At 71.4% G+C, this 22,316-nt stretch carries 22 protein-coding genes; 8 read left to right on the top strand and 14 right to left on the bottom strand.

Annotation, left to right across the window (positions count from 1 at the left end; translation table 11 throughout):
- Positions 1-108 precede the first annotated feature (108 nt).
- The 4 genes from E6R62_RS21620 to E6R62_RS21605 form a co-directional block, all read right to left on the bottom strand.
- Positions 109-1,410: a hypothetical protein gene (locus tag E6R62_RS21620; protein ID WP_136215157.1), complete on the bottom strand. Its 1,302-nt coding sequence runs from the start codon at positions 1,408-1,410 to the stop codon at positions 109-111.
- A complete protein-coding gene (locus E6R62_RS21615; protein WP_136215156.1) occupies positions 1,400-1,978 on the bottom strand; it encodes a DUF6114 domain-containing protein in 579 nt (192 codons plus the stop codon). Before E6R62_RS21615 ends, E6R62_RS21620 begins: the two co-directional genes overlap by 11 nt.
- Positions 1,979-2,086: 108 nt before the next feature.
- On the bottom strand, positions 2,087-2,740 hold the full coding sequence (locus E6R62_RS21610) for a DUF6230 family protein (RefSeq protein ID WP_136215155.1): 654 nt from the start codon (positions 2,738-2,740) through the stop codon (positions 2,087-2,089).
- 591 nt (positions 2,741-3,331) lie between these two features.
- Positions 3,332-4,324: a tetratricopeptide repeat protein gene (locus tag E6R62_RS21605; protein WP_136215154.1), complete on the bottom strand. Its 993-nt coding sequence runs from the start codon at positions 4,322-4,324 to the stop codon at positions 3,332-3,334.
- A 254-nt stretch (positions 4,325-4,578) separates the two neighbouring features.
- Here E6R62_RS21605 and E6R62_RS21600 point away from each other — a divergent pair, with 254 nt between their 5' ends.
- Positions 4,579-5,217 carry a TetR/AcrR family transcriptional regulator gene (locus E6R62_RS21600; protein ID WP_136215153.1) on the top strand — a complete coding sequence of 213 codons (639 nt, stop codon included), beginning with the start codon at positions 4,579-4,581 and terminating at the stop codon, positions 5,215-5,217.
- Positions 5,218-5,345: 128 nt separating this feature from the next.
- Here the strand turns inward: E6R62_RS21600 and E6R62_RS21595 are convergent, their stop codons facing one another.
- The 4 genes from E6R62_RS21595 to E6R62_RS21580 form a co-directional block, all read right to left on the bottom strand.
- Positions 5,346-7,046, bottom strand: coding sequence for a methylmalonyl-CoA mutase (locus E6R62_RS21595; protein WP_136215152.1), 1,701 nt, complete (start codon positions 7,044-7,046; stop codon positions 5,346-5,348).
- 131 nt (positions 7,047-7,177) lie between these two features.
- Positions 7,178-7,507, bottom strand: a complete 330-nt coding sequence (locus E6R62_RS21590; RefSeq protein WP_136215151.1) for a DUF3817 domain-containing protein — start codon at positions 7,505-7,507, stop codon at positions 7,178-7,180.
- Between the two features lie 84 nt (positions 7,508-7,591).
- Positions 7,592-8,101, bottom strand: a complete 510-nt coding sequence (locus E6R62_RS21585) for a MarR family winged helix-turn-helix transcriptional regulator (protein ID WP_136215150.1) — start codon at positions 8,099-8,101, stop codon at positions 7,592-7,594.
- Between the two features lie 21 nt (positions 8,102-8,122).
- On the bottom strand, positions 8,123-9,373 hold the full coding sequence (locus E6R62_RS21580; protein WP_136215149.1) for an MFS transporter: 1,251 nt from the start codon (positions 9,371-9,373) through the stop codon (positions 8,123-8,125).
- 84 nt (positions 9,374-9,457) lie between these two features.
- Between E6R62_RS21580 and E6R62_RS21575 the strand changes: the two genes are divergently transcribed.
- Together E6R62_RS21575 and E6R62_RS21570 are read left to right on the top strand one after the other, a co-directional pair.
- Positions 9,458-10,444, top strand: coding sequence for a DUF5937 family protein (locus E6R62_RS21575; protein WP_136215148.1), 987 nt, complete (start codon positions 9,458-9,460; stop codon positions 10,442-10,444).
- 97 nt (positions 10,445-10,541) lie between these two features.
- Entirely contained in the window at positions 10,542-11,609 is a 1,068-nt protein-coding gene (locus tag E6R62_RS21570; protein WP_136215147.1) for a glycoside hydrolase family 6 protein, read from the top strand.
- 14 nt (positions 11,610-11,623) lie between these two features.
- On the opposite strand, the gene E6R62_RS21565 is transcribed toward E6R62_RS21570, so the two are convergent.
- From E6R62_RS21565 to E6R62_RS21550, 4 genes are all read right to left on the bottom strand, one after another.
- On the bottom strand, positions 11,624-13,633 hold the full coding sequence (locus E6R62_RS21565; protein WP_136215146.1) for a kelch motif-containing protein: 2,010 nt from the start codon (positions 13,631-13,633) through the stop codon (positions 11,624-11,626).
- A 3-nt stretch (positions 13,634-13,636) separates the two neighbouring features.
- Positions 13,637-15,424, bottom strand: a complete 1,788-nt coding sequence (locus E6R62_RS21560) for a glycosyltransferase family 2 protein (RefSeq protein WP_136215145.1) — start codon at positions 15,422-15,424, stop codon at positions 13,637-13,639.
- Positions 15,425-15,644: 220 nt separating this feature from the next.
- The gene (locus tag E6R62_RS21555; RefSeq protein ID WP_136215144.1) at positions 15,645-15,941 is read right to left on the bottom strand and encodes an MTH1187 family thiamine-binding protein; all 297 of its coding nucleotides are present in this window, start codon (positions 15,939-15,941) and stop codon (positions 15,645-15,647) included.
- Positions 15,938-16,279: a DUF3817 domain-containing protein gene (locus tag E6R62_RS21550; protein ID WP_136215166.1), complete on the bottom strand. Its 342-nt coding sequence runs from the start codon at positions 16,277-16,279 to the stop codon at positions 15,938-15,940. Before E6R62_RS21550 ends, E6R62_RS21555 begins: the two co-directional genes overlap by 4 nt.
- A gap of 213 nt (positions 16,280-16,492) precedes the next feature.
- On the opposite strand from E6R62_RS21550, the gene E6R62_RS21545 reads away from it, so the two are divergent.
- From E6R62_RS21545 to E6R62_RS21530, 4 genes are all read left to right on the top strand, one after another.
- Positions 16,493-17,131: an AIM24 family protein gene (locus E6R62_RS21545; protein WP_136215143.1), complete on the top strand. Its 639-nt coding sequence runs from the start codon at positions 16,493-16,495 to the stop codon at positions 17,129-17,131.
- A complete protein-coding gene (locus tag E6R62_RS21540) occupies positions 17,131-17,781 on the top strand; it encodes an AIM24 family protein (RefSeq protein ID WP_136215142.1) in 651 nt (216 codons plus the stop codon). Before E6R62_RS21545 ends, E6R62_RS21540 begins: the two co-directional genes overlap by 1 nt.
- A gap of 11 nt (positions 17,782-17,792) precedes the next feature.
- Positions 17,793-18,593 (top strand): AIM24 family protein, encoded by an 801-nt coding sequence (locus E6R62_RS21535; RefSeq protein WP_136215165.1) that lies wholly within the window; start codon positions 17,793-17,795, stop codon positions 18,591-18,593.
- Between the two features lie 106 nt (positions 18,594-18,699).
- Positions 18,700-19,176 carry a MarR family winged helix-turn-helix transcriptional regulator gene (locus E6R62_RS21530; protein ID WP_136215164.1) on the top strand — a complete coding sequence of 159 codons (477 nt, stop codon included), beginning with the start codon at positions 18,700-18,702 and terminating at the stop codon, positions 19,174-19,176.
- A 236-nt stretch (positions 19,177-19,412) separates the two neighbouring features.
- Here the strand turns inward: E6R62_RS21530 and meaB are convergent, their stop codons facing one another.
- Positions 19,413-20,399, bottom strand: a complete 987-nt coding sequence (meaB, locus tag E6R62_RS21520) for a methylmalonyl Co-A mutase-associated GTPase MeaB (RefSeq protein ID WP_136215141.1) — start codon at positions 20,397-20,399, stop codon at positions 19,413-19,415.
- Between the two features lie 11 nt (positions 20,400-20,410).
- On the bottom strand, positions 20,411-21,625 hold the full coding sequence (locus E6R62_RS21515) for an acetyl-CoA C-acetyltransferase (RefSeq protein WP_136215140.1): 1,215 nt from the start codon (positions 21,623-21,625) through the stop codon (positions 20,411-20,413).
- Between the two features lie 137 nt (positions 21,626-21,762).
- On the opposite strand from E6R62_RS21515, the gene mce reads away from it, so the two are divergent.
- Positions 21,763-22,191: a methylmalonyl-CoA epimerase gene (gene mce, locus E6R62_RS21510; protein ID WP_136215139.1), complete on the top strand. Its 429-nt coding sequence runs from the start codon at positions 21,763-21,765 to the stop codon at positions 22,189-22,191.
- The last annotated feature ends 125 nt before the right edge of the window (positions 22,192-22,316 follow it).

The following is a 22,316-nucleotide window of genomic DNA, read 5'->3' as shown; positions in this document are numbered from 1 at the left end:
GGTACCGCCCTCGGTGCGTTCGCCCCGGCCCGCGGGCCGGGGCACGACCGCGGCCCGCACCCCGGGGAAGGGGTGCGGGCCGCGGTCGTGCAGGCGGGGCGGGGCGGTCTACCGCTCCGGGGGACCCACGTAGTTGTGGAGGCCCGGGACCGTGAGGTTGCCGCCGAACTGGCCGGCCTGGACGACCTTGACGTTCGTGAAGAAGGCGAAGGGCACGTTCAGGGGCGGCGGGGAGTTCGGGGTGAACTCGATCGGGATCAGCCCGAAGAGGTTCCCCTTGAGGCTCTCGGTGTACATCGTCACCTTGCCGCCGCGGATCGTGGACGTCGAGCCCGGGCGGGACTTGAGGTGGGCGACGTTCCCCGTCTTGCCGACCGTCTGGTAGAGGTCCTTGATGTCCAGGGAGTCCGCCGTGAACTTGAGGACCTTCTTGGTCTTGCCGCCCGCCGTCTTCACCTCCACGATGCCCGCGTAGTCCAGGCCGTAGAGGGTCAGCAGGGAGCTGTCGAGGTACCAGGGCTCGTCGGGCAGGAGCGGGATGCCCTGTTCCATGGAGGCGTCCGCGAGGGCCTTGGCGTCGTAGGTCGGGCAGGGGAAGGGCTGCTTCCCGTCCGGGTCCGTCGAAGCCGAGGGGGAACCGGACGGGGAGGGCGACGCCGTCGGCTCGTCCTCGGCCGTCTTGGCCGTCTTGCCCGTCTCGTCCTTCGGGCTCTTGGCGGTGTCCTTGACGTCCTGCGGCAGCTCCTGGACCGAGGCGCCCGCCTTCTTGGCCGCCTCGCGGATCGCGTCCGCGGAGGGGTCGGGGGTGGGCGTGGCGGTCTTGGTGGGCGCGGAGGTCGTCGGGGTGGCCGGCTTCGTCGCGTCCTGGAGGGGCTTGGTGAGCCCTCCGACCAGGCCCGAGAGGGCGTCGCCGACACCCAGCGGGTCCAGGGGGTTCTTGGGCTTCGCCGCCGGCGCGGAGGCCGTGGGCGAGGGAGAGGCGGACTGCGGGGTGCTCTGCTTCGGCACGGACTTCGGGGTCTCGGCGGCGGGCTTCGACGCCGACGGGGTCGGCCCGGGCTTCGGTGCCGCGCTCGCGCCGGGTGACGCGGACGCGCCGGGAGAGGGCGAGGCGGAGGTGGAGGGCGAGCCGGACGGCGTGGGGGACGCCGACTGCGTGGGCTCGTCGGAGCGGGTCACGCACGGGCCGGGCGCGAAGGGGATGTCCTTGTCGTCGGCCAGGGCGAGCTTCGGGGCGAGGCCCATCCCGACGAACACGGCCGTCGGCATCGCGGCCAGCGCCATCGTCTTGCCGACCGGTATCTGGATCTTGTTCAGCAGCGACTTCCGGGGCGCCGCGTGGCGCGGACCCCTTCTTTCGCGGGACTGCGCGTCAGGGACCACGCCCTGCTGCGTCTCGTCACCCCGCACTGTTCCTCCCGCCATCGGCGTGGGCAGTCGTCTCGCTCGGGTAGCTCGGGTGGCTCGGGTAGGCCGTCTCCATGCCGCGCGGGCCGGGGACGCCGCCCGCGGGGGCGTCCGCGAACTCCTGCGCGTGGTCCGGCACGCCGTCGGCCTCGGCCTCCGGCGCGACCGGCTTGCCCGGCGCCCAGGACAGCGCGAGCGCGCCGCCGAGCAGCGAGAACAGGAAGCCGATGAAGAAGCCGCCGAGGTTGGACACCGGCAGGGACACCAGGGCGAGGAGGATCGACGCCACACCGGCGAAGACCCGGATGCCCTGCTGGAACCAGAGGGCCACGCCGAGGGTCATCAGCAGGATGCCGATGATCAGCGAACCCGCGCCCGCGGTGGTCGCCATGGCGATGGTGATGTTGCCCAGCCGGAGGTCCGCGTAGGGGAAGTACGCGATGGGAAAACCGCCGATGAGAGTGAAGAGGCCCGCCCAGAAGGGCCGGCCACCCCTCCAGGCGCGGAAGCGGTAGTACACCACGGTGAGCCAAGCGTCGTCTGCGGCGCGAACCGGGGCCTGGGGGTTCATGGACAACAGCTCCCTGGAAACGGTGGTACGGAAAACTCTGTGGCTCGCGGAGGGACGGGCGGCGACGGCCGCCACCGCCCGCCTCTACCGGTCACCTGCCAGGAGTGGCTACTTCTCGTCCTGGTAGCACGGCTGGTCACCGCTGAGCAGACGCAGCTTGAGGTCGGGCAGCGTGAAGGTGCCCGCCGTCGTCGCCCACGCCTTCTGGCGCACGTTCGTCAGCACGGCCTTCTTGGCGCGCTGCGAGAACAGGGCGCCGTTGGCCACCGTGCCGGCCTGCGGCGTGGTCGGGTGCTCCGCCGTGCCGCCGGCCGCGTCGACCGCGACACCGATGTCCAGGTTGCTGAACGTGGCGTCGGTGTCGAGCTCGGCGACGTCCAGGTAGATGTTCTCCGCGACCGCCGGCTTGCCCTTGTTGCCGGTCTGGAGCTTCATCGTGATCGCGCCGAGGCCCGGGATCGGCGTGACCAGGGACTGGCACATGTTGGTGATCTCGGCGTGCCGGAACCCGGAGATCGTGACCGGGTGGGCCGCGTCCTTGCCGTCGAGGCCCTTGCCCTTGGCGACGCTGCCGTACTGCAGCAGGTCGTCACCGTCCAGCTTGTCGGCCGAGACCTTGAAGTCCTGGCCGGAGACGCTGAAGGACGCCGCGAGGGCACCCTGCGCCAGACCGACACCGACCGCGGCCGTGGCCGCGATGCTCGGCACCATGACGAGAGCGAAGCGCTTCCATCTGGTCCCGCCACGAACCTGAGAACTCATCTTGTTCCTCCTTCTCGGACGTACATCTCCGGTCCGGGCCGTGCCCGTCCTGGGATGGGAGAAGTGCTACGTCCTCGGGAAGGAGCGCAGGCGGCCGAGCCGCGGCGGAGCCGCGTCGCGTACACCGGCGATCACCCCCGAGCGACAACCACTGGGCCACGCGTTCGCGCAACCAGGAGGACAGGCTCCGCCGGTGCGGCGAAGACCCCCCTGTCCCACGGCCGGTGCCACTGTCACCGACCGGCTCGGTGGGGACCCTCACCGCGGCTCCGGATGAGCGGCTCTGCGGGAAGGACCGAGCGTCGCCGATCGTGGTCCATTCCAGGCCGGTACACAAGGGGGTTCGTTACTGGCGGGTAACGGCTGGATAACCGCAGTGAGGCGCGCCGTCGTCGGGCGACAACACAGGGTGTTACCCAGGGCCACGACAATGAGGAGGAACACGAACCAACCGGACAGAACACGGGGTTCGATTTACTCGGAGTAACAGCAGCCGCGATTGCCAAGTTTTGGCAAAGCGCGGCCGCTGTTTATCTCCGTGTCAACAAATCGTCGGTGGCGGCCCACCGACGCACCATCGCGACACCGGGCCTAGAAGAGCACCCGGGCCAGCGCCGTCCGGGCCGCCGACACCCGCGGGTCGTCCGCACCGATGACCTCGAACAGCTCCAGCAACCGCAGCCGTACGGCGTCGCGCTCGTCACCGAACGTGACGCGGACGGTGTCGACCAGGCGCCCGAAGGCGTCCTCCACGTGACCGCCGACCAGGTCGAGGTCCGCGGCGGCGATCTGCGCCTGCGGGTCCTTCGGGTTGTCGGCCGCGGCCGCGCGCACCTCCTGCGGGTCCATGTGCTGCACCCGTGAGAGCAGCTCGGCCTGCGCCAGCCCCAGCTTTGCCTCGGTGTTGCCCGGGTCGTCGACCAGTACGTTCTTGTACGCCTGCACCGCTCCGGCCAGGTCACCGGCGTCCAGCGCCACGACCGCCGCTTCCAGCAGCGCGTCGTACGGGCCCGCGGCGGGCCGGGCGGCGGGGGCCGCGGCCGCGGCGGGGGCTCCCTCGGCGGCCGGATCGACCTGGAGGCCGAGCAGACCGAAGCGCTCCTCGGCGACCTGGACCAGCTGGGCCAGCGTCGCGCGGATCTCCTGCTCCGGGGCCGCGCCCTGGAACAGCGGCAGCACCTGGCCGGCCACCACGGCGAAGACCGCCGGAATGCCCTGGATGCCGAACTGCTGCATCAGCATCTGGTTGGCGTCGACGTCGATCTTCGCCAGCACGAGCCGGCCGTTCGCCTCGACGGTCAGCCGTTCCAGCAGCGGGCCGAGCTGCTTGCACGGTTCGCACCACTCGGCCCAGAAGTCGAGGACGACCGGAACCTGGTCGGAGAGGCGGATGACGGTACTGTCGAAGGCGGCCTCGTCGACGTCGATGACGAGTGCGGACGGCGGTACGGCGCCGGCCGAGGCGCCGCCGCCCTGCCGGGCGGCCTCGGCGCGCGCCTGCTCGGCCTTCGCCTTGGCATCGGCGGCCGCCTTCACCGCGGCGAGATCGACGACGCCGCTCATGGACATGTTTCTGGGCTGCATGCGTACATCCTCCCCCGTGTGCGCGCGCCGACGAAAAGGATCGGACAAGCCGGCCCGGAAATTCCCGCGCCGGTGTTCCGTCCTGCGGCGCCGGGTCCCCACCTGGCGCCTGTAGCTTCGCGTGGTTGTCGCTCTTACGCTACGAGCCGTAGCGTAACTCGCCGCCGCGCCCCGTCGGCCGGTCGGGGGTCGTGATCTGAACCACACCGCGAGGGCTCCCGGAGGTTCCCCTACTGGCGGGTATGGTCTCGGCCATGCGCAACCCCACCCCCGGCTCCAGCTCCCCACCCGGCCGCACCGGCCGCCCCCGCAGCGCGGCGGCGGACGCCGCGATCCTGGCGGCGACCCGGGACGCGCTGGTGGAGCTGGGCTGGTCGAAGTTGACGATGGGGGACGTCTCGGCCCGGGCCGGGGTCGCGAAGACCACCCTCTACCGGCGCTGGGCGGGCAAGAACGAGCTGGTGGTGGACGCGGTCGCGGAACTCTTCGACGCGCTCGAACTCCCCGACCGGGGCTCGCTGGAAGCCGACATAGAGTACGTCGTCCTCCGGTTCGCGGAGCTGCTGCGCCGGCCCGAGGCCCGTACGGCCCTGATGGCGGTCGTCGCGGAGTCCACCCGGGACGCGGCGCTGCGCGACCGGATCAAGTCGGCGATCGTCGACCGGCAGAAACGTCTCGTCGTACTGGGCCGCGAACGCGCGCAGGCCCGCGGGGAACTGCCGTACGAGGAGGACGAGTCCCTCGCCGGGCACACCACCGACCTGATCTTCGACGTGATCGCGGGCACGGTGGTGCACCGGGCGCTGGTGAGCTGCGAACCGGTGGACGAACTCTGGGTGGCCACCTTCACCACCCTCCTGATGCACGGCCTCCGGGGCGCGCCCGAGGCGTGAAGCCCCGCCCTACGGCGGCGACCGCGGCCGGCGCCGGCCCGTGACAGGAAGGCCGGTCGGGTCCGCCGCGCAGGCGGGACCCGACCGGCCGTTCCACATCTTCGCGAGCGGGCCGGGGCCCGGCCGCCTCAGAAGCCGGGCGGCTCGGTGTAGGTGCCCCACTCGTCCCGGAGGGCGTTGCAGATCTCGCCCAGCGTGGCCTCGGCGCGCACGGCGTCCAGCATCGCCGGGATCATGTTCGAGCCGTCCCGGGCGGCGTCCAGCATCCGCGCCAGGGCCTCGGTCACCTTGGCGTCGTCGCGGCGGTCCTTGCGTTCCGCGAGGACGCGGACCTGTTCGCGCTCGACCTCGTGGCTGACCCGGAGGATCTCCAGGTCGCCGGTGACCGAGCCGTGGTGGACGTTGACGCCGACCACCCGCTTGTCGCCCTTCTCCAGTGCCCGCTGGTAGCGGAACGCCGACTCGGCGATCTCGCCGGTGAACCAGCCGTCCTCGATGCCGCGCAGGATGCCGGAGGTGATCGGGCCGATCGGGTGCCGCCCGTCCGGGTGGGCGCGCAGACCGCGCTCCCTGATCTGCTCGAAGATCTTCTCCGCGTCGGCCTCGATGCGGTCGGTGAGCTGCTCCACGTACCAGGAACCGCCCAGCGGGTCGGCCACGTTGGCGACGCCGGTCTCCTCCATCAGCACCTGCTGCGTGCGCAGGGCGATCTCGGCTGCCTGCTCGCTCGGCAGCGCGAGGGTCTCGTCGAGGGCGTTGGTGTGCAGCGAGTTGGTGCCGCCGAGGACGGCCGCGAGGGCTTCGACGGCGGTCCGTACGACGTTGTTGTACGGCTGCTGGGCGGTGAGGGAGACGCCGGCGGTCTGGGTGTGGAAGCGCAGCCACATCGTCTTGTCGGACTTCGCCCCGTACACCTCCTTCATCCAGCGGGCCCAGATCCTGCGCGCGGCGCGGAACTTGGCGATCTCCTCGAAGAAGTCGAGGTGCGCGTCGAAGAAGAAGGAGAGACCGGACGCGAAGTGGTCCACGTCCAGTCCGCGGGAGAGGCCCAGTTCCACGTAGCCGAAGCCGTCGGCGAGGGTGTACGCGAGCTCCTGCGCCGCCGTCGCCCCGGCCTCGCGGATGTGGTAGCCGGACACCGACAGCGGCTTGTAGGCCGGGATGCCGTCGGCGCAGTACTCCATGAGGTCGCCGATGAGGCGAAGGTGCGGCTCCGGTTCGAAGAGCCACTCCTTCTGGGCGATGTACTCCTTGAAGATGTCGGTCTGGAGCGTGCCGTTGAGCACGGCGGGGTCGACGCCCTGCCGCTCGGCGGCGACCAGGTACATGCAGAACGCGGGCACGGCCGGTCCGCTGATGGTCATCGAGGTGGTGACGTCACCCAGCGGGATGTCCTTGAACAGGACCTCCATGTCGGCGGCGGAGTCTATGGCGACGCCGCAGTGGCCGACCTCGCCGAGCGCGCGGGGGTCGTCGGAGTCGCGTCCCATGAGGGTCGGCATGTCGAAGGCGACGGAGAGCCCGCCGCCGCCGGCGGCCAGGATCATCTTGTAGCGCTCGTTGGTCTGCTCGGCGTTCCCGAACCCGGCGAACTGCCGGATCGTCCAGGTCCGGCCGCGGTAGCCGGTGGCGTGCAGGCCGCGGGTGAAGGGGTACTCCCCCGGCCAGCCGATGCGCTCGAAACCCTCGTACGAGTCGCCGGGCCGGGGCCCGTAGACGGGGTCGACGTCATCTCCGGAGAGCGTCGTGAAATCGGCCTCGCGCTTGCGGGCCTTGTCGTACCGGGCCTGCCAGCGGCGGCGGCCCTCCTCAATGGCGTCAGCGTCCATACCCATGAATTTACTAGGACGTCCTAGTAAATGTCGATGGCAAACCCCCGGGGAGTCCCCCGGGGGCAGCCGGAAACAGGTGAGACGCGAGCCGGGCCCTGGTCCCGTCGGAGGGAGGACCCGGTCGCGACCTAGGCGCGGGCCGTGGCCAGACCGTCGGTGATCTGCGGCTCGATCTCCGCGCGGACCTTGCGCTCGACGAAGAACGCGGCCAGCGGGATGGTGCCGCTCGCCAGCACCCAGATCATCTTGCCGAAGGGCCACTTCGCCTTGGAGCTGAGGTCGAAGGCGAAGACGAGGTAGATCATGAAGAGCACGCCGTGGATCTGGGAGACCACCAGGGTCAGGTCCGCGCCCTTGTCGAATCCGTACTTGAAGATCATGCAGGTGCAGAGCACCAGCAGCATGACGGCGGTGGCGAAGGCCATCACCCGGTACCGGGTCAGCACGCTCTTTTTCATGCCATCGAGATTAGCCGTCCGATATGCGCGATCTTGACGGGGGCCCGGTGCCGGCGCTGTGACAACGCGCACCCCGCGCGCCGTTCACTTCGCGTCGAAGTCCCCGGCCGCCACGCGCAGCGGACGCAGCAGCGCGAAGATCTCGGCGCACTCCTCGGAGTCGTACGCGCCGAGACCGAAGTCGATCTCCATCAGGTCCCGGGTGGCGGCCTCGACGACCTCGCGCCCCTTGTCGGTGATGGACGCGAGCGTGCCGCGGCCGTCGTTCGGGTTCGGGCGCTTGTCCACCAGTCCCGAGCGCACCAGACGGTCGACGGTGTTCGTCACCGAGGTCGGGTGGACCATCAGCCGCTCCCCGATCTTCGACATCGGCAGTTCGCCGGCCTGCGAGAAGGTGAGCAGCACCAGCGCCTCGTAGCGGGCGAAGGTCAGTCCGTACGGCTTCACGACGGCGTCGACCTCGCCGAGCAGGATCTGGTGCGCCCGCATGATCGAGGTGATGGCGGCCATCGAGGGCACCGGGCCCCAGCGCCGCCGCCACAGTTCGTCGGCGCGGGCGATGGGGTCGAAGGGAAGGCTGAGCGGCTTGGACACCCGGCAGACCCTACCGGGCGGTCATTTGACGGTCAGCCCCGTCTCACGCTTCGACCCCCGCACGGGTTCCGCCGTGGCCCGCAGCCGGGCGAGGAGCAGCAGGACGACGGCCGTGCCGAGCGCGCCCGAGGCGGTCACGACGACGTGTACCGGCCAGAACTCGGCGGCGACCCCGGCCAGCGCCATGCCCACGCCCTGGAGGGTCATCAGTCCCGTGCTGAGCAGCGTCATCGCCCGGCCGCGCAGCTCCTCGGGGACGGCGTCGAGGTACATCCGGTCGAGGCCCAGGGTGTACGCGTGCGCCAGTCCGGCGAGCAGCAGCGCCGCCAGGACTCCGGGTACGCCCGGCCGCAGGGCGTAGCAGAGGAGCGGCAGCATGCCGACGGACGCCAACGGGGCCGTGATCCGCGAACGCGTTCGGGCGGTGAGCACGGAGCCGGCCCAGAGCTCACCCGCGATGGTGCCGACCGGCAGCGCGCACAGCATCAGGCCGAGCGGCCCCGTGCCGACGCCGATGCCGTCGGCGTAGGGGGCGAGCAGTGCCTCCGGGACTACCACGAAGACGGGCGGCAGCCAGAACAGCAGGATCAGCAGCCGCCTGCGGCGGTCCCCGAAGACGGCGCCAAGACCCGCGAGCGGCGTACCGCGGGCGGCGCGCGCGCCCGTGCGCGCGGGCCGGTCCGTCGTGCCGAGGCGCAGCAGCAGCGCGGAGGCCACCAGCCCGGCGGCGGTCAGCGCGAGCGCCCCGCGCGGGGCGAGCACGGTGAGCAGCAGCCCGCCGAGGCCGAAGCCGACGAGTTGGGCGCTCTGGGCCACCATGCGCAGCAGCGAGCGGCCGAGGACGAACGCCTCACCGGGTCCGAGGACGTCGGCGAGGGAGGCGTTGCGGGTGCCCTGGAACAGCGGTGCGACGAAGGCCATGGCGCAGCGCAGCACGAGGAGTCCGGCGACGGGGGTCCCCGGCAGGACCATGGCGACCGCGCAGGCCGCGCAGACGAGGTCGCAGGTGACGAGCACCCGCCGGGCGGGGTACCGGTCCGCGATCCCGGCGAGCAGGGTCCCGCCCAGGACGTAGGGGAGGAAGCCGAGCGCGAAGGTGAGCGCGCTCATCAGCGGGGAGCCTGTGACGCGGTAGACGAGGACGGTCAGCGAGATCTCGGCGACGACGAGGCCGAGTACGGACATCAGGTGCGCGGCGAACACGGCCCGGAACTCCCCGGTCGCGAGGACCGAGCGGTAGCCGGGGGCGCCGGTCTGGTTGACGGATGCCATACCGCGGACCCTGGCCGAACGGCGCCCGCGCCGACAGTGATTCGGCCCTGCCCGAATCCCGGGAGCGGCCGGGACACTGGGCGGATGGCCTACCGCTTCCGCTTCGAACCCGTGGACCTGCTGCGCTGCCGCTTCTCCCTCTCCCCCCGCTGGGAGACGCAGGAGGCGGTTCGGGTGCTGCGCGACCCGAACCGCCAGACGTACCACCTGCCCTGGCTGCGGGGGATCAGGGAGACGGCGCGGACGCTCGACCTGCGGCCACTGTGGCTGCTGATGCCCCGCAAGGGGCACCACCCGGACTTCCTCAGCCCACCGCCGCTCGGACCCTCCGTCACCATCGCGGAGGAGTTGGCCCGCGTCCGCGCCACCGACCCGGGGGCGGCGGGCGAAGAGCTCAGGCGCTCCCTGGCCTGTACCCCGGGCGCATCGGAGAGCGAGCTCGGGCGGCGGATGCTGGAGGATCCCGCCCGGGCCGTACAGGAATTGGCCGACCTGCACGAGCGGGCCTGGGAGGCGTTGATCGCCCCGCACTGGCCGCGCCTGCGGGCCCTGTTGGAAGCCGACATCCTCTTCCACTCGCGGCGACTGGCTGCGGGCGGCCTGGAGGCGTTGTTCGACGGGCTGCATCCCGACCTGAGCTGGTCGCACGACACCCTCACCGTCGAGCGGGCCGTGCACCACGAACGCCGCCTGGACGGGCAGGGTCTGCTGCTGATGCCGAGCGCGTTCGTCTGGCCGGAGGTCGTCGGCGGCTACGACCCGCCCTGGCAGCCGACGCTGGTGTACCCGGCGCGCGGGATCGGCGCCCTGTGGACGACCTCGACGGAAGCCACCCCGGGGCCCTTGGCCGCCCTGCTGGGCCGGGCGCGCGCCGACATCCTGTGCGCCCTGACCGAACCCGCCTCGACGACGGCCCTCGCCGCCCTGCTGGGCCTGGCCCCTTCCACGGTCTCCGCCCACCTGAAGACCCTGCGGGCGGCGGGTCTCCTGCTCGCGGCCCGTCACGGGCACCAGGTGTTCTACGAGCGCACCCCCTTGGCCATCGCCCTGACGAACGGCGGCCCGACCTAGGTTCGCGGGGCCGAAGTGTCGCGGCAGGGCCGTTGCGCCCGTTATGTCACCATGTCCCGGTCCGCTGCCCCACCCTTCGCCCCGAGGAAGCCGCCGGATGCCAGGCCGTCGACGCAGAACCCGCCCCCGCGCCACCGCACTCGGCCTCGGCCTCGCCCTCCTCCTGGCCACCGTGCCCGGCTGCGGCGGGCACCCGCAGGCCCGGCCCGAGCCCGCGCCGCCGCGCGGCTCCGGCTCCGGGGCCACCCCGTCGGCCACCGCCTCGACCACCCCGGCCGGCGACGCCTCGCCCTTCTGGGTCGACCCGCGGAGCGACGCGGCCCGGCAGGTCGCCGCCTGGGAGGCGGCCGGCCGCACCGGTGACGCCCAGGTCCTGCGCCGCATCGCGGACCGGCCGATGGCCCTGTGGGTGCCCGGCGACGACCCCGGTCCCGAGATCCGCCGCACCGCGCAGGCCGCGCACGCCGCCGGGCGGACCCTGCTCCTGACGGCGTACAACATCCCCTACCGGGACTGCGGGCAGCACTCGGCCGGTGGGGCCGTCGACGCCGGTGCCTACCGCGGCTGGATCGGCGCCGTCGCCGACAACATCGGCCGACAGAAGACGATGGTGGTCCTGGAGCCGGACGCCGTGCCCCACCTCGTGGACGGCTGTACGCAGGCCGAACGCCGCCAGGAGCGCTTCCAACTGCTCTCCGAGGCCGTCGACCGGCTCAAGCGCAACCGCGAGACCAAGGTCTACATCGACGCGGGCAACCCGGCCTGGGTCAAGGACACCGGCAAGCTCGTCGACGCCCTGTACCAGGCGGGCCTCGACCGCGCCGACGGCTTCTCCCTCAACGTCTCCAACTTCCAGTCGGACGCCGACACCCGGGCGTACGGCGCCGAACTCTCCCGGGCCGCCAAGGGCAAGCACTTCGTCATCGACACCAGCCGCAACGGCGCCGGCCCGCTGCCGGGACACGGGCAGGAGGCCTGGTGCAACCCGCCCGGCCGCGCCCTCGGCACCCCGCCGACCGACGCCACGGGCGACCCGCTCGTGGACGCGTACCTTTGGATCAAGCGGCCCGGCGAGTCCGACGGCCCCTGCCGGGGCGGCCCGCAGGCCGGGCGCTGGTGGCCGGACTACGCGCTGGGCCTCGCGCGCCGCTCGAAGGAGGAGTAACGGGGCAGGGCGCCTCAGGACTCCGGCTGCGGCCCCTCCGGCTGCGGCTCCGCCGGCCTCGCCGGCGGCGCCTTCACCCGCAGCCACTTCGCCTCCGACGGCGTCCCGTCCGCGTCCGTCACGAACAGCATGTACCAGCCCGGCGGCACCAGCGTCGGATCGCCCGGTACCTCGACCGTCACCGACCCGGCGGTCTTCGTCAGCCCCAGTTCGACCGACCGCTGCTCGACGTCCGTCGAGTGCGTGACCGCGCTCGGACGCATCAGCCGGGCCCGCCGCACGCGCCCGGTGTCCGCCGCCTTGAAGGTGGCCCGCCCGCCCCACTCCACCTCCTGGGGCCCCGCGCCCAGCACGGGCCGCCGGGCCGGGTCCCGGTACAGGTAGGGCGGGGTGTACACCTCCAACCGGTGCTCGAACTTGCCCAGCTTGGTGTTGTCCTTGTCGGCGAAGAGCGGGTCGGAGCCGAAGGTCGCCACCCGCCCGTCCGGCAGCAGCAGCGCCTCGGAGTGGTAGTTGCGCCCGACCGTCGGGTCGGCGGCGGCCACGAAGGTGTCGGTGCGCGCGTAGTAGAACTGCGCCTTGTGGATGTCGCTGGCGCTGCGGCCCCGGTAGTCGGTGGAGCCGCCCGTAGTGAAGACCGAGTCGTCCGGCAGCAGCACACTGCTCAGGTACCGGGTGCCCTGCGGCAGCCGGGCCGTGGTGCGGAAGACCGGGTTCTCCTCCTTCAGGTCCACGACCGCGGTGCGCCGGGTGGCCAGCCTGGACTCGCCCACCCCGCCCCCGCCGAGCACCATCACCTTCTGGTCCTGGGCCGGCGGCAGCAGCACCGAGGAGGAGGTCTCCAACTGGTCCGGGTCCTCCAACCCCTCCACCTTGGTGAACCGGTTCGTCCTGAGGTCCCACACGCCCGGCTCGCGCCCCTTGTCCTTCGGTCCGTAGCCGGCGTTGGACCCGGTGTAGAGCAGCTTGCCGCCCCGCGTGAGGAAGAGGGCCGGGTAGGTCGGGAAGTAGTGGAACGGCCCCTTGGTCCACTTCTTCGTCCGCGGGTCGTAGTACTCGTTGTCCCCGGGCACGACGTCGCCGACGTCGTTGAGGCCGGACACGGCCAGCACCCGCCCGTCCTCCAGGGTGACCAGGGTCGGGTACCAGCGGGCGTCCCTCATCGGGTCGACGGGGACGTACCGCTCCGCCAGCGGGTCGAACTCGTACGCCGACTTGATGCCCTGGAAGTCCTGCTTGTCGACGCTGAGGCGCTCCGCGAGCCCGTAGACGTTGTCGGCGTCCTTGCCCTTGAGGCCGACCACCTCGTACTGCGCGGCCTCGGTCGTCAGCCCCTGCGCCCCGGCCCGCACCGCCTCGACGAACACCCGCGCCTCGGCGGCGACCACCTTCGTCTTCCAGGGCGTCATCCGCCCGCCCCGGCCGTACGTGACCTCGAACTCGCGCTTGGCCCTGGGCACGGTGACGTCGAACTTCGCCTGGTACTCGACGCCGGACGGGGACCGGAACCGGGTCCCCTTGCGCAGGGTGACGGCCTTGTCGGGGCTCTCGTTCTTGACCCGCATGCCACCGCCGGCCCGGGTGACCTTCCCGTCGAGCACCTCGTAGCGGGCGGTCCCGCCGGCGACCAGCAGCCGCCCGTCGGGGAGCTGGGTATGGCCGGAGCAGAAGAAGTCCTCGGGGGTGGGGATCTTCTTGAAGGTGTTGTCCCTCGGGTCCCACAGGATGGTGTCGAAGGTGCCCTTGTCGAAGTTCTTCTGGTTGTTGCCGGAGCCGGCGATGAGGAGCACCTTGCCGGTGTGCAGCAGCGCCGCGTGCATCGCGTTGATCCGGTACTGCTCGGGGAGGTCGACCAGCCCCCAGGAGCCGTACTGGATGCGGTAACTGGACTGCCGGATCTTGTACGAGTGGTAGGTGTCCTCGGCGAAGGTCAGTGCGGCCGGGGCGTTGAGCGCGGCGAGCAGGAGGGCCGCGCCGCTGCCGAGGGCGGTCTTCTTGAAGCTCTTCGAGGGCCGGTAGGCCATGGCTCAGTTCCCTCCGGTCGTCGTGGCGAACGCCGGCTCCGGCTCGTCGCCCGGCTCGCCGCCGGCACTGCCGACGGGGCGCCGGTCGCGCAGCCGCGCGCGGTAGCGGGCCCAGCGCTCGCGGCCGAGCGTGGCGCCCCATACGAGGGGCGGCGCGAGGGCGACGAGCAGCGCGAGCACCGCCCAGATCCGCATGGCCGCGTGGGTGTGTCCGTAGCGGGCGGAGGCCGTCAGCGAGGAGATCAGGACGGCCGCCCAGAACAGGTGGACCCGGAAGGTCGCCATCCGGTCGGGGCTGGCGTCACCGCCCTTGGGGGTGACGACGAACCGGCCCTCGGTGCGCAGGACCGCCGAGCCGAGCGACCTCAGGTAGATGGGAGCGCAGACCGCGGACATGGCCATGCCGGCCAGACCGCCGGAGCCCGCCGGCTCGTGCGGCGAGACGTTGTGCCGCCGGTTCCACAGGTACAGGCCCACTTGGAGGGCGGCCGTGTCGGTGTAGAGCATCAACCAGACCTCGGAGGACACCTCGATGCCGGAGGCGCCGAACCACAGGAACAGCACGCAGCTGAGGATGCCGAGCAGCCAGTTGACGGCCGTCATGGGGTAGTAGACGAGCATCAGGGTGTAGTTGAGCCGGCGTCCCGGGGGCATCTGGAAGAGGCCCTTCCAGTACTGCCGGAAGAGGGTTTCGTAGGTGCCGCGCGACCAGCGCAGTTGCTGGGTGAAGAAGTCGGTCCAGGAGGCGGGGCCCTCCCCGACGGCGAGCACGTCGGGGGTGTAGACGGACCGCCAGAACCGGCCGGTGCCGGGGTTGCGCCGGCGGTGCAGCTCGAAGCCGGTGGCCATGTCCTCGGTGATGGAGTCGTAGAGTCCGCCGACCTGGCGCAGGGCGCTGACGCGTACCGCGTTGTTGGTGCCGACGAACATCGGCGCGCCGTAGCGGTTGCCCGCGCGCTGGATGAGGGCGTGGAAGAGGTACTGCTGGGATTCGGCGGCCTTCGTGACGGACTCGGTGTAGTTGCCGTACACCTGGGGGCCGACGACGAAGGCGATGTCGGGGTCGCGGAAGTAGCCGAGCATCCGCTCCAGGTAGTTCGGCAGGGGCACGTGGTCGGTGTCGACGGAGGCGAAGAAGTCGTAGTCCTCGCCGTACCGGCTCAGCCAGGCGTTGTAGTTGCCGTGCTTGGTCCTCGCCCGGTAGGGGCCCTCGGCGGTGTTCCAGCCGGGGTTCCCCTTGCGGGTGAAGTGGCGTACGCCCAGTTCCGCGCAGAGCGCCTTGACCTCGGGGTCGTCCCCCTCGTCGAGCAGCCAGACGTCCAGCGGCCCGTCGTGGCGGACGCGCACCGCGCCCAGAAGGGTGGTGCGCACCATCTCCAGCGGTTCCTTGCCGGGTACGTACGTCGTCAGGAACGCGACGCGGGTGCCGGGTTCGGCGGGCACCGGGACCGGGTCCCGGGCGACCATCGTGGCGTGGGCGATCGACACCACGTTAACGAGGGTGAAGAGCATGATCAGCGCGATCGAGCCGAGCATCACGGCGTCCAGGCCGACGAGCCAGCGTTCGCCGCCCTCGCGGACGGTCCAGTGCGTGGGCCAGACCAGGTAGAGCAGCAGCCCGGCCGCGGCCAGCGGCGCCAGCGTCATGAGGGCGATCGCGCGTATTCGCGTCCGGACTTCCTCACGCGACAGCAGGGAGCGGTACCTCACCCGGTAGGCGGTGGGGTCGGGCTCCGCGAACGGGCCGGCGAGGCGGCTGTGGGTCTCGTAGTCGAAGCCTTCCGGCCGCACGGTCCCTCCAGTGCTCGGTGCCGATGTCTCGACGAGGTGTCATCACCACGAAAGGTGACGAACACCCGGCGTGTCGAACGGGGCTCCGCCGACGGGACGGTTCTGCGACGGGCGGCCGGTTCAGGGCCGTACGGGGGACGCGCGGGCGGTGCGAGGGCATGCGAACGCCCCCGGCCGATGGGCCGGGGGCGGGCTCGCGGGCAGGGGGAAGGGGGCGGGATCAGCCCTCGGCGAGGTGCCGTTCGACCGTCTCCACCTTCGAGGTCATACCGTCCGTCACCCCGGGGCGGACGTCTGCCTTCAGGACGAGGGAGACCCGCGGCGCGCGCGCCTCCACGGCCGCGACCGCCCGCTTGACCACGTCCATGACCTGGTCCCACTCGCCCTCGACGGTGGTGAACATGGCGTCGGTACGGTTCGGCAGACCGGACTCCCGTACGACGCGGACCGCGTCGGCGACGTACTCGCCGACGTCCTCCCCCACGCCCAGCGGCGTCACCGAGAACGCGACGATCATGCCTTCGCCGCCTCGCGCGCACGGGCCGCTAGCACGGTTCGGGCCTCGTCGCGCTTGAGCACCCGGTCGCCGTAGAGGCCGCCGAAGGGCACCAGGGCCAGCAGGAAGAACAGCGCGACCTTCTTGGCCGGCCACTTGGCCCGGTTCCACACGTCCAGCAGGAAGATCACGTAGAGGACGAAGAGGATGCCGTGCAGGGCCCCGAGCGGCATCACCAGGTTGATGTCCGAGATCCGGCTGAGCAGCGAGCCGAAGATCAGCAGGGCCGGGAACGACAGCGCCTCCGGTACGGAGACGAGGCGCAGCCGGTGGAGGGCGGAGGCGGTCTTGATGTCCACGAGGAACCTTCGGGGGGTCGAGGCCATGGTCCGAACCAGTGTCTCAGCCGCCCGGGGAGATCTTGACCGGGCCCCCGGCGTGCCGGGGAAACGGGGCGGGACCCCGGGAAAGGGGGCCGGGACCCGGCAAAAGGGCGGGGGAACGGCCCGGTGTGGCGGATATCGGCCCGGGCGCCCTGTTCGGTCCGGCCCGCTGCGGATACCGTCTCCCCCGTGGCTCAGTTCCGACTCCAAGGCAGCAAGGTGCTCGCCGTCGACCTGACCGGGGACGCCGTGAAAGCGAAGAACGGCTCCATGGTCGCGTACGACGGTCAGATGGCCTTCAAGAAGATGACCGGCGGCGGTGAAGGCCTGCGCGGCATGGTGACCCGCCGGCTGACCGGCGAACAGATGACGGTGATGGAGGTGCAGGGGCACGGCACCTGCTTCTTCGCCGACCGCGCGAGCGAGATCAACCTGGTCAACCTGCGCGGCGAGAAGCTCCACGTCGAGGCCAGCAACCTGCTGTGCACCGACGCGGGGCTGCGCACCGGCACCACCTTCACCGGCCTGCGCGGCGGGGCGACGGGCAACGGCCTGTTCACCACCACCGTCGAGGGCTCCGGCCAGGCGGCGATCATGTCCGACGGACCGGCGGTGGTGCTGCGCGTCAGCGGTCAGTACCCGCTCTCCGTGGACCCGGGGGCGTACATCGCGCACACCGGGGAGCTCCGGCAGTCGTTCCAGTCGGGGATCAATTTCCGCACGCTGATCGGCGAGGGCTCGGGCGAGTCCTTCCAGATCCGCTTCGAGGGCGAGGGCCTGGTGTACGTGCAGCCCAGCGAGCGCAACACCATCGGCGGTGACCTCTGATGCCGTTCCGTGAGATCAACTCGAAGATGGTCGAGGCGCAGGTCGTACCGGGCGCGAAGATGTACAGCCAGCGCGGGGCGATGCTCGCCTACCGCGGTGAGGTGTCCTTCACCCCCAGCCTGACCGGCGGCCAGGGCGGGGTCATGGGCATGATCGGGCGCCGGGTGGCGAACGAGCAGACCCCGCTGATGACGGTCGAGGGCAGCGGCACCGTGATGTTCGGTCACGGCGGCCACCACATCCAGGTGATCAATCTGTCCGGCGAGACCCTCTACGTGGAGGCGGACCGGCTGCTCGCCTTCGACGGGACCCTCCAGCAGGGCACCATGTTCATGGGCTCTCAGGGCGGCGTCATGGGCATGGTGCGCGGCCAGGTGACCGGTCAGGGCCTGTTCACCACCACCCTCAAGGGCCACGGCTCGGTCGCCGTGATGGCCCACGGCGGAGTCATCGAGCTTCCCATCACGCCCCAGCGGCCGGTCCACGTGGACCCGCAGGCGTACGTCGCCCACCACGGGGACGTGCGCAACAAGCTGTCGACGGCGCTGGGCTGGCGGGACATGGTCGGACGCGGTTCGGGGGAGGCGTTCCAGCTGGAGCTGTCCGGCCAGGGCGCGGTATACGTACAGGCTTCGGAGGAGAAACTGTGAGCTTCGGCCCCGTGACCGGCGGCCCCGGCGGCCCGACGGTGTTCGACCCGTACACCCTGCCCTCCGACGACAACGTGAACGCGTACACCTTCTGCGTGGAGCTCAAGGGGAGCCAGTGGTTCCTGCAGAAGGGCAAGATGATCTCCTACTACGGGAGCATCGAGTTCACCGGCGTCGGCAACGGCCGCTTCGACCGGCTGCTGCGCACGAGCTTCCACTCCCCCATGCACGCGAGCGACTGGGTGGTGGCCGAGGGCCAGGGCAAGATGTTGCTGGCCGACCGGGCGTTCGACGTGAACTCCTACGACCTGGACGACGGGAACCTGACGATCCGGTCGGGGAACCTGCTGGCCTTCCAGCCCACCCTCGCGCTCAAGCAGTCGATCGTCCCCGGCTTCCTGACCCTCATCGGGACGGGGAAGTTCGTGGCGGCGTCCAACGGGCCGGTGGTGTTCATGGAGCCGCCCTTGCGCGTGGACCCGCAGGCGCTGGTGGGGTGGGCGGACTGCCCCTCGCCGTGCCACCACTACGACCACCGGTACATGTCCGGGGTGATCGGGGGGCTGCGCTCGCTGACGGGCATCGGGGGCTCCTCGGGAGAGGAGCACCAGTTCGAGTTCGTCGGGGCCGGGACGGTGTTGCTGCAGTCCTCGGAGACGCTGATGGCGGAGCAGGCGATCGGGGCGGTGGGCACCGGCGCCGTCGACCAGAACCACGGGGTACCGGGCGCGGGCCAGGGGCCGCTGGGACAATTGGGCGTGCCGCGGATGCCGGGACAGCTGGGTGATCTGCAACGGCGCCTCGGACTGTGACGGCCCCGGGGCACCTCCCGACGGGAACCGACCGGCGCCGTCTTCCACGATCGTCCTATTTTTGTACGTAATTCAACTTCTTAGGTAGAGTTCAGTCATGGAGACCATGGAGACCGAGACGGCCACGCGCTGGCTTACCGACGCCGAGCAGTGCGCCTGGCGCACCCACCTGGACGTCAGCAGACTGCTGATGCACCAGCTGGAAAAGGATCTCCAGCCCTTCGGACTCACCAACAACGACTACGAGATCCTCGTGAACCTCTCGGAGTCGGAGCACCACCGGATGCGGATGAGCGACCTCGCGACCGCCACCCTCCAGTCCAAGAGCCGACTCTCCCACCAGATCACCCGAATGGAGGCGGCCGGCCTGGTCACCCGGGTGAACTGCGAGTCCGACCGTCGCGGCTTGTACGCGGTGCTCACCGACGAGGGCATGGAGACCATGCGCAAGGTCGCCCCCCACCACGTGGCGTCCGTACGGCAACATTTCATCGACCTGCTCAGCCCCCAGGACCTGGCGGCGCTGCGCGCCTCCCTGGGCCCGGTGGCCGACCACCTGCGCGACCAGCGCGGCAAGGTCTGAGCCGCTCCCCCGCGCCCGCACCGGCCGCACGTGAGAGCCGCGCCCCCCGTACGGCGGGGGCGCGGCTCTCGTCTGTTCGCGGGCGGACCGGTCAGGCGTTGGGACGCTTGCCGTGGTTCGCCTTCTTCTTCTTGCGGGCCCGCTTCTTGTTGCCGCGCTTGGCCATGAGCCACTCCCTTCGCGGGGCACCCCGAAACCGCCGGGGCACCTTTCGAGGCATACCGGACGCCGCCAGCTTAGGGGCGCGACGGGTCGGGCGCCTCCGCTTCGGTGAGGGTGGCCAGCAGGGCGTCGGAGGCCGCGTACGGGTCCAGCTCGCCGGCGGCGACCTTCGCCGCGAGGCTCCCGAGGTGCGCGTCGCCGTGCAGGTCCGCCATGCGGGCCCGCAGGGCCGTCACCGCGATGGTCTCCACCTCCCGGGCGGCGCGGGCGGCCCGGCGCTCGACCAGCACCCCCCGCTCGTCCATCCACGCCCGGTGCTTCTCCAGCACCTCGACCAGCTCGTCGATGCCCTGCCCCCGGGCGGCGACCGTCTTGACGATCGGCGGGCGCCAGTCGCCCGGCCCGCGGGACTCCCCCAGGCCGAGCATGTGGTTCAGCTCCCGGGCGGTCGCGTCGGCGCCGTCCCGGTCCGCCTTGTTCACCACGTACACGTCGCCGATCTCCAGGATGCCCGCCTTCGCGGCCTGGATGCCGTCGCCCATGCCCGGCGCCAGCAGCACCACCGACGTGTCCGCCTGCGATGCGATCTCCACCTCCGACTGCCCGACCCCGACCGTCTCGACCAGGATCACCTCGCAGCCGGCCGCGTCCAGCACGCGGATCGCCTGCGGCGCCGCCCAGGCGAGACCGCCCAGGTGCCCGCGCGTGGCCATGGAGCGGATGTAGACGCCCGGGTCGGAGGCATGGTCCGACATGCGCACCCGGTCGCCGAGCAGGGCGCCACCGCTGAACGGCGAGGACGGGTCCACCGCGAGCACCCCGACCCGCTTGCCGGCCTTGCGGTACGCCGACACCAGGGCCGACGTGGACGTGGACTTGCCCACGCCCGGGGAGCCCGTCAGGCCCACCACGTACGCCCCGCCGGCGAGCGGGGCGAGGGCCGCCATCACCTCGCGCAGGTGCGGGGACGCCCCCTCGACCAGGGAGATCAGCCGGGCCACCGCCCGCGGTCGGCCCTCTCGGGCCTGGGCCACCAGCGTGGGGACGTCCACCGTAGTCATCCGCGCCGTACCTACGCCTTCGCGCCGTTGCCGGGCACGCGGACGATCAGGGCGTCACCCTGACCGCCGCCGCCGCACAGGGCCGCCGCGCCGACCCCGCCGCCGCGCCGGGCGAGCTCCAGGGCCAGGTGCAGCACCACGCGGGCGCCGGACATGCCGATCGGGTGCCCGAGGGCGATGGCGCCGCCGTTCACGTTCACCTTTTCCGGGGTCACGCCGAGGTCCTTCATTGACTGCACGGCGACCGCCGCGAACGCCTCGTTGATCTCGATCAGGTCGAGGTCGGCGACCTCCAGGCCCTCCTTCTTCAGGGCGTGCAGGATGGCGTTCGAGGGCTGCGACTGGAGCGAGTTGTCCGGTCCCGCGACATTGCCGTGGGCGCCGATCTCGGCGATCCACTCCAGGCCCAGCTCCTCGGCCTTGGCCTTGCTCATCACGACCACGGCGGCGGCGCCGTCGCTGATCTGCGAGGAGGTGCCGGCGGTGATGGTGCCGTCCTTGGCGAAGGCGGGGCGCAGCTTGCCGAGGGACTCGGTGGTGGTCTCGGGGCGGATGCCCTCGTCCTGCGCGAAGATCACCGGGTCGCCCTTGCGCTGCGGGATCTCGACCGGGGTGATCTCGGCCTCGAAGACGCCGTTCTTCTGGGCGGCCGCGGCCCGCTGGTGGGAGGCGGCGGCGAACTCGTCCTGCGGGGCGCGCTCGATGCCCAGGCGGGTGTTGTGCTTCTCGGTGGACTCGCCCATCGCGATGTTCTCGAAGGCGTCGGTGAGGCCGTCGTAGGCCATCGCGTCGAGCATCTCGATGGCGCCGTACTTGAACCCCTCGCGGGACTTCGGCAGCAGGTGTGGGGCGTTGGTCATCGACTCCTGGCCGCCGGCGACCACGATGTCGAACTCCCCGGCGCGGATCAGCTGGTCCGCGAGGGCGATGGCGTCGAGACCCGAGAGGCAGACCTTGTTGATGGTGAGCGCGGGCACGTTCATGGGGATGCCGGCCTTGACGGCCGCCTGGCGGGCGGGGATCTGGCCCGCGCCGGCCTGGAGCACCTGGCCCATGATCACGTACTGGACCTGGTCGCCCGAGATCCCGGCCCGTTCCAGCGCGGACTTGATGGCGAAGCCGCCGAGGTCGGCGCCGGAGAAGGACTTCAGCGAGCCGAGCAGACGCCCCATGGGCGTGCGGGCCCCGGCGACGATCACGGAAGTGGTGTTGTTCGTTCCGGACATGAGGCACAGCCCCTTGGATGAGAGGAGTGAACGAGGGTTTACCCGAATGTACTGAGCGGTACCCGCCCCGTCACCGGGCTGTCGGTGTGATCGCTGGCACGTTGCGTGACGACCCTCCTCGGCTGTGCACTGTTCCCATGCTGACAAGAATCGACCACATCGGGATCGCCTGCTTCGACCTCGACAAGACCGTCGAGTTCTACCGTGCCACGTACGGCTTCGAGGTGTTCCACACCGAGGTCAACGAGGAGCAGGGTGTGCGCGAGGCCATGCTCAAGATCAACGAGACGTCCGACGGCGGGGCCTCCTACCTCCAGCTCCTGGAGCCCACCCGCGAGGATTCGGCGGTCGGCAAGTGGCTCGCCAAGAACGGCGAGGGCGTCCATCACATCGCCTTCGGCACCGCCGACGTCGACGGCGACTCCGAGGCCATCCGCGGCAAGGGCGTCCGCGTCCTCTACGACGAGCCCCGGATCGGCTCCATGGGCTCCCGGATCACCTTCCTGCACCCCAAGGACTGCCACGGCGTGCTCACCGAACTGGTCACCTCCGCCCCCGACCACTGACGGCCCCGGACGGTGCGCCCGGCGCCGCCGCGGCGGCTCCCGCGACGCGCACCGGGCCGGCTTCCGAAGACCCCGCACCCCGCGGCTCGGACCGGGGCGTTCGGGGTCTTCGCCCTGACGGCCGG

Source organism: Streptomyces sp. A1136 (genome assembly GCF_004795055.1).
GTDB lineage: Bacteria > Actinomycetota > Actinomycetes > Streptomycetales > Streptomycetaceae > Streptomyces.
The sequence above is the reverse complement of the archived record's forward strand: the minus strand, read 5'-3'. Positions and strand labels throughout refer to the sequence as shown.